General features: G+C 47.9%; 5 protein-coding genes. 1 reads left to right on the forward strand and 4 read right to left on the reverse strand.

The window, feature by feature from the left end; translation table 11 throughout:
- The first annotated feature begins 15 nt into the window (after window positions 1-15).
- Window positions 16-1,113, forward strand: coding sequence for a fimbrial protein (locus tag B347_RS0106825; RefSeq protein ID WP_019408958.1), 1,098 nt, complete (start codon window positions 16-18; stop codon window positions 1,111-1,113).
- A gap of 48 nt (window positions 1,114-1,161) precedes the next feature.
- On the opposite strand, the gene B347_RS0106830 is transcribed toward B347_RS0106825, so the two are convergent.
- From B347_RS0106830 to B347_RS26855, 4 genes are all read right to left on the reverse strand, one after another.
- Complete coding sequence (locus tag B347_RS0106830) at window positions 1,162-2,688, reverse strand: hypothetical protein (RefSeq protein WP_019408959.1); 1,527 nt, start codon at window positions 2,686-2,688, stop codon at window positions 1,162-1,164.
- A gap of 175 nt (window positions 2,689-2,863) precedes the next feature.
- The gene (locus B347_RS0106835; RefSeq protein ID WP_081498265.1) at window positions 2,864-5,071 is read right to left on the reverse strand and encodes an autotransporter outer membrane beta-barrel domain-containing protein; all 2,208 of its coding nucleotides are present in this window, start codon (window positions 5,069-5,071) and stop codon (window positions 2,864-2,866) included.
- A 177-nt stretch (window positions 5,072-5,248) separates the two neighbouring features.
- Complete coding sequence (locus B347_RS0106840; RefSeq protein ID WP_019408961.1) at window positions 5,249-7,258, reverse strand: hypothetical protein; 2,010 nt, start codon at window positions 7,256-7,258, stop codon at window positions 5,249-5,251.
- Window positions 7,259-7,514: 256 nt separating this feature from the next.
- A partial coding sequence (locus B347_RS26855; protein WP_237719104.1) for a hypothetical protein occupies window positions 7,515-7,702 on the reverse strand: 188 nt, incomplete at its 5' end.

A 7,702-nucleotide genomic window follows, 5' to 3' on the forward strand; every position in this document is an offset into this window, starting at 1 on the left:
ACCTGGAATGACTCAATGAACACGAACACGTTTACACAACGGTTAATAGGCCTGATTGGACTCGCTCTCTGTTTCGCGATGTCCACGGCAACTGCCGCACAAGCAGTAAACACTTGTTACTGGACATCGGGGGCAGGCCCTCTCTCATTCACACCCGATGTGGGCGCCGTTTATGTTCCCAGAGATGCGCCCTTGGGTAGCATCATTGGTACCGTTAAAAATTTGTTCACGGACAACGCTGAGGGTGGAGCCCTCGGATGCACAAACGACAGTCTGACTGGCACGGTATTAAGCTTCAACGCCATTGCATCGGCGCCCATATTCATGGGCCCCCTGCCGCCCATGCCAGGTACAGTGCTGCACACCAACATTCCAGGCGTTGGTATCAGAATCGAGTTGCAAAGGCCTTTGGTCAAAGAGGGTGCAGAAGATAACTCGTTCATTGCGCTCAATGGTCCTTATGTGCCGATGGACGCAGAACACAGAGGCACAATGGGCAGCGCTAACTTCGCCATGTCGAATCTAAGGCATCAACTCACGTTGATTAAAATCGGCACCCTCGCTCCCGGCGTACACACGCTTAATGGCGCTCAGTTGTTCAGCGGTCACTTTAGCGGCATAGGCAAGGCATTTACGTATGGCGTTACCGGTACTGTTGTGCAAGCTCAATGCAGTTTGTCAGGCAGCCCCGTCAGCGCAGATCCTGTGCAACTAGGCAGTTGGGACAGCACGCACTTTACTCAAGAGGGCGACGTCACAGATGCAGTCGATTTTCACATCAATCTGATTAACTGTGAGGCGGACCCGACGAACACAAATATCGCAACTGCCAATATTCGTCTTGAAGGGGCCAAAGGATCGATGGTGTTTGATGCTGCTAAAGGGATATTTACACTGGCTTCTAGCGCCACGGCAAAGGGGGTAGGTATTCAAATGCTCAGGGCCGATGGCCTGACGCCAATAGCTCTAGGCGTAGAAGTCCCTGTCATCGCCATTCAGCCGGGCAATACGGTTATGGACTTCAAGGCCCGCATGTATCAAACCCATCCAGCTGATGAAGTTGAGTCCGGGTCGGTGGAAGGAGCCTTGAACTTCACTCTTACTTATAAATAATACGACCCCCGCTTTTCCATATAACTAAAAAGCGGGGGAAACAATAATCTAGCGTGTCAAATTCGCCCACAACGGCCTAAAGTTATACCAGTAGGCCTTATTATTAAACGTCACTTCCCCTTCAAAAAAAAGATTAACGCCCACCTTGAATTTCTCAAGTTCTGCCTTAGCCAATGTGGCACTTACCTTCTTATCTGCCACATCCCCGGCAGTCACTTTATGCTCAAAGAACATTACTTCCAAGTCCTTATCATCAAGTCCCAAACCAACCAGTTTAAATTTGATATGTTGATCATCCGCCATAAATGGCCAAATACCAATACTCACTTCCGTTCCCGAGGCGGGTACTTTTGAGAGACTCAATATATTCCCATCTACATATGAGCACTGCACGACTGGATAGTTCATTGCTAATATATCAGTGATAACCAAGCCATAGATGGCTGACGTCGCGACCACTTCAAGGCTTACACCATCGAGAACCTCATAATAGACCGGAATAAAATCTACTCCTTCGGCCAAACTGCTTTCCATATGGGCTGCAATATTTTTTCTGGGTACGTTAAACAATAAAGGATCGTCCGGATCGGCGTTGCTCAGAGTAACCGCATTAAACGCCAGGGGATCAGCCCATTGAAGTCGGACCTTCTCGCCCTCATAAATATCAGCAGCGACAGGAAGATTAACAGCAATACCATCTCCAGGGCCCTCCCCTACAAAATCGATATTCAGTTTCCCGTATTGAGATGAGCCGCTAGCGCCTTTAACTTTTACGTACCCAAGAGAACGGGGCGCCATGTCCACTTCAATGGGCACTGACTCACTCAACGGGCTACTATTACCTGCTTTATCGATAAGTTGGTACTCGGCATAACACTCACCGTTCTTCGCAGCTTCAATCTGAGCACGGGTATAGACTAACTCTCGGTTGGCGGGTACCGGTATCTGATCAATGAGTTGACTGCCCGAACTGGTCCGCCAAAAATAAACCACTTCATCGCCGTCTTGATGATCGGTATATTCCGGTATAACACAGACAAATTTATCGTCGTTGGCTTCAAAGAAAGGAATAGTAATTTGCGTGGCGGGAAGCAGTAATGCACTGGGTTTGGCATGCTTATAGGGAGGTGTCCGGTCAATGACCAAGGGGACAATTTTAGAGTAGCTTAGAGTCCCACCATTGAAACTGACTATGTGGTACCTGATGTCAAATGGTCCCTCTTCGAAGTCCAACTTTCCTGCATCAATATCAAACGATAGCGGGAAATCAGCCTCTGCAATTGGCCCCTTAACGTCATAGCTTTGAAGCATATTAAAAGCATTAGCCGTATTTTGTCTGCGCCATTCAAACGAGAGTTTATCAACCCCTCCAGCCGGAGGAAGGTCAGTCCATACGGGCACCTCAATAGATAATGGACTGTTCAGCGCAGAGGCCGGAATTAGTCCTTCAGGCAATCCTGGCAGAACCCCCTGTATCTGAGGCTCTTCCAGGTCATCATCTTGTGAATTCAAATCAGGTGTGCCTGTCAATCCTGTAGCCGCGTTGACATTTTTCTTGCTATAAATATCAGTCATAACCGATGCTCACTAAATTTCAATTGATTCTTAATCTGGCTAGCAGAGTTAAATTCAACATCTTACTTTGCACGCACAGCGCTTAAAGTATATTTAGCACGCATTTCAATCAGCCCGCTACTAGCAGAACTACTAGGCACCCTGTGTTATCTCTGAACAACCAGCCTATTAACACCTACCAGCTGTAGTGAAGCCCTACAGAACCACCCAATGGCTGCTCAACGTTATCGCCTTTACTGTATTCAAGGTCGGCATACAGTTTAATTTTCTGATTTAACGTCATCGTCATACCGGCGCCTAACTTTCCTCGCGAGCCTGACAAGTCATTGTTAAATACATTATCGTTCACCTTAACTTCATTGTTTTTTGAGAATTCATGCAGATAGGCGACACGGACATATGGTTGAACGGTCTGACCACTCGCCAATTCGAAACTTCGCCCCGCGGTAGAGCCTACTTCGCCCAATAACGAACGCGTCCGATCACCCTCAGCACGTAACCCGTTATCCAGATCGTAATGTTTGCCTTGAATCACAACACTCGATACTTGGGCGTACGGCTCAAGAAAATAGCCTTTATCAAACTTTACATGGCGACCAAATTCTGCTGAAGCACCCACGCCGTAGTTGTTATAACGGCCGTTGGTGCTGGTGTTATCACTCAAACTGACATCAGACTTATTCTGAAAACGGTTAACCTTAACCACACCATCAAAGTAATAACCGGTTTGCGCATCAAGCCAAGTGGTGTAGGCACCCGCGTAATAGCTGTTTACCGTACCTGAAGTCCCTTGATCCAAGTCGAGATCAGATTTGCTGTAACCTGCCATCAAGCCTGCCAACCACTGACCATCGCCAACTGGCAGTGGTGCATCAGCCCCGAATGTTAACCCCTGCTGATTTTGCTTATAGCCAACTCCCGAGGAATCTGACACCACGTACTTATTGCCATAGGCTCTAATCCACGCGCCGGACTGGCCCGACCCCATGCGCAACTCACCCATGCGCGAGCGCAGTGTGGTCAATTCCCCATACCAGACGGTAGGTGCAGTGTTAAACAATGCCATCACCGATTCAGCGCCCGGGCTGATCGTTTTACTTTCAGGATTCAAATACCAATCGGTTGCGCCTGAATTTTCAGTGCTTGCCAGCTCATATGAGTATGCACCTACATCAACGCGGTCATTAAGCAGTGAAAATTTAGCATCCCCTGCTGCCGTGTGAACAAGATAAAGCTTATCGGCATTGATTGGATCTGCGCCAGAACTGGTGACCACCAATTGGTGATCACCCGTAGCCGTGCCTGTCACATCAAGCTTATCGGTCTCCCCAGTTGAAAAATCCGAAGCCATGTGGAAAGCGCCATTACCACTAAGATTCCCTACCGATAGGGTGTAATACGCCGAAGGATCACCAAACTTAACTGAACCGCCATTCATGGACATGTCGGCCACAGTGCCGTCTTCAACCATGACCCACTGCGCCTGATTATTGATTGTTAAACTTTCAAGATTGTTGAGGCGACCTGTCAAGGTTGCCTGATTATCAAGGATGACACTGGCTTTAGCACCCGATGCGGCAATCACATCGCCAACAAGATGAGTATTGCTGTCACTGATTTTAAGCGTGGCTGATGCAGTTGCTAGAACATCCAGCAAAACACCGTTGGCACCTGAAAGTGTAGAACCATTGAATACATTAATTTGGGCGTTATTAGTGCCGAGGCCGAAGTTATCTACAACAATTGCTGCGCCCCCTTGCCCCACGACAGTCGAGCTGTCCAGGTTGATGACAGCGTTACCTACCGTGAACACATCAATCACTTGAATGCCATTGAGGCCACCGGTAATCGTGCTGGCAACAGCGTTGACTTTACCATTAAATACTTCGAGGCCCACCCCATCGGCTCTCGTGGCGACCAACTTCGTTTCAGACAGGTTGAGACTGCTAAAGTGGTCGACTGTTGCCCCACGCGTTACGCCAGTGATGGTGCTTCTGAAAATATCCGCTGAAGAGCCAATGCCAGAAGAAGACCCAGCGGCTTGCAGTCCTACGCCAGTACTATTAATAAAACTATCAGTGATCGTCGCCTTGCTTGACGCGAGCCCCAAGCCAATGCTGGAGCCTGTACCGTTGAGTGTTGAGCCGTTGAGCACGACTTTTGATCCAGTAGCGACGATGTTTTGAGTCGTGGCCCCATTCGCCGTCAATGTGAACCCGTTTAGCACTCGGTAATTATCAAGAGGACTGTTTGACCCATCAATAGTCAGGTCTGAGCCATCGACCGTTATGGTTTCGCCATAAATACTTGCAGAGGTAAACACACTGGAGCCCAACGCAACCAGACAGAAGAAATGCGGTATGGGTGAGCGAAATATGAGCATGGAATATCCTTTGGAGAGGCAGCTGAAAATATAAAGAATCCTCGTAGGAGGATTCCTCATAAAGTCTTACAAAGACTGGCGCATACTACGCACCTCGACCCACAATCTATGTAGGACTACGCCTACTTGAATTGTAGTCGTAATCCTGAGATTGTCAGACTGCTGCTACAAATTCACTCAACTTATGATGGGCGGCGGTATTGGGCATGAGACACCAGCGCCCCACATGGCTATTTCGACCGTTGTCGTGCCTGTATAAAGCTGACCCGCCACCTCCAGCGTGTATTCAACTTTACCACTGCCATCATTGTCAGCATCAAACCCATAAATAGGTAAAAAATACGTCTCATAGGGTCTGACCCAAAAGTCCAGACCGTTATCTTGCTGGTCTTTAGAAACAGTGAGCTCACCACTTTCGAGTTCACCACCCGTAAGCGGCACAGTGTTCGAAGTATCTGTATAGCTGGTCCATTTAATATTGATTTTTTTACCTTCAAGCAAATATGCCGATGCCGGAATATGCACACGTACGCCATACGATCCATCGTCGGTCAATTCCAGTGAAGGGCAGTTCAACCAATTTAATTGAGTGTCAATTTTAGGGAACACCGGATCCGGCAGTTTCACATCAACAGCAGTCACATCAACCTGCTTGGATTTCGAATGTTCAGCGTTAATAAAATCTGGGTGTGAGACTTTAAACCAGACATCCACCAGACCGTTGCCGCCTTTTTCTATATCGGCCCACGCCACGGAAATCTCTATATCCGGATCGCCAGGTTGTTCTGCGTCGACGGTATGGCTACCGACAAGTGCTCCAGCCCAATACAGTTCAATAAGCTGATCTTTGTCTATGCCCACATACGGAGCCAATGCTGCCGTAGCGCTTTCTCCCCGATCGGCCAACACAATTTTGTCCGTTTCATTGGTAAAACTTGTCACGGTCACTAACCCCAGTGCAGGGTTTTCGGGGTTAGGCTCACCTGGATTTTCCGGTCCCACCTTAGACAGGTCGACCTTAATAGTGACCTCCTCAGAGGGGAACGGCAGCGAACCTCGTACAAGGCTGTACTTAACAGCGGTATCTTGGGAGTCGCCGGCAGTGAAATCGTACTGTCCCTTCATTGTTAGCCACGGCACAGGCACACTCACTGGAAATCCAATTATTGGGTAGGGTAGCAAAGTAGCCCCCTCCCACTGCACCACGATAACGTCACCGATTTTCCAGTTACTAATTTCCGTATTTATATCGACAAACACACCCGCGAATGCATCTTCCCGATCGATGAGATCATCAGAAACATCATCGGCATGGCGAACGGTAGGCGCCGCAAGTGGAGGCGTCGGCAAAGGGCCTAGCGCAACTTGCATAAGGTGCGACTTGCCAATTCGGCTGTCATTTCCGGCTTTATCAAGCAGAATGTAGACCGCAAAGAAATCACCGTCGCCGCCCGCTTTAATAATGGCTTCAGGTATTGAAAATACTTTATCTGTGGGAACATCCTGATAACCCCCGATGGGTGTTAGTCCAGAAATATCATCAGGCACATCACCTTTAATCCAGAAAACGCCAATTTTGTCACCTTCCGCCTGATCGTCATAGGCTGGTATGTCGGCTTTAATTGCACCAACATTAGTATCAATAACAGGCCCTACCGGTAGCACCAAATCTTCGGGATAACCCGTGCTGCCGTAAGGAGGGATAGTATCGAGTACTAACTGAACAGGCAAAGACGAACTAAGCAGTCCGCCATTAAACGATTTTACACTGTATCTAAATTCATAAGCACCATTGAGGACATTACCATTAGAATCTGTAAAAGACTCAACAGGTATAAAGAACTCTAAAAGCGTTCCCGCGGCAGGTGCAGGACCTGGAACTTTAATACCGTCAACCTCTAACTGAAGATCTTTATACTCACCATCGCTGCTGCCTTGTGGACGCCACTGCAAAAATACATAATCGAATATAGTATCGCGAGGGGGGAAATCAATCCACACCGGAACTTTTATTTTTAAAGATGCTTGAAGTAAACTGGCAGGCAATAACCCTAGTGGATTTCCAGCCAACACACCCTCTATCTCGGGCGAGGTCAAATTGTCAGCTAACAGCCGGTCGACTGACCTCTTTTTAAAATAAGCGAGCCTAGCGTTTCGGGCAGCCAATCTACGGTCATACATATTCATGCCACAATCCTCGACTATGCAAAAAAGAGAACCCACCGCCACGAAACCCACAATAATGCCTCTATCGTCAGTTTAGGGAAAACCTGAACTCAAAGAATGACCGCCCTATCAGGCAGGGGAACGACATATTAAGTAGTGAACTAAGCGCCAGTTATTTTATATTTCTTTATAACTACTCAACAGCCCTAGTCAAAATTAAAGGCTTTTTCCATCGTTCTGTATACTGTCAAAAATGACAGGTTTTCAAGAAACCCCCTCATTTACCTACTACCGCAAAAATTAACAAAACCAAACTATCACCGACAATGCAGCAAAGAGTGGACGCATCAAAAACCATGAGACCCGAACTTGCCATCCCGCTGTTTCGTATGACAATTAGCGTCCAATCATGCAAATTTCCCGAGAAAATCCCGCGCGGTTTCGCCGCTGCAAATCGGGGGGGGG

The sequence above is a fragment of the Pseudomonas psychrophila HA-4 genome, from assembly GCF_000282975.1.
Taxonomy (GTDB): Bacteria; Pseudomonadota; Gammaproteobacteria; order Pseudomonadales; family Pseudomonadaceae; genus Aquipseudomonas; species Aquipseudomonas psychrophila_A.

Coding starts and splice junctions, on each gene's coding strand:
- B347_RS0106825 (WP_019408958.1), top strand. CDS start 16: ATGAACACGAACACGTTTACACAACGGTTAATAGGCCTGATTGGACTC.
- B347_RS0106840 (WP_019408961.1), bottom strand. CDS start 7,258: ATGAATATGTATGACCGTAGATTGGCTGCCCGAAACGCTAGGCTCGCT.
- B347_RS0106830 (WP_019408959.1), bottom strand. CDS start 2,688: ATGACTGATATTTATAGCAAGAAAAATGTCAACGCGGCTACAGGATTG.
- B347_RS0106835 (WP_081498265.1), bottom strand. CDS start 5,071: ATGCTCATATTTCGCTCACCCATACCGCATTTCTTCTGTCTGGTTGCG.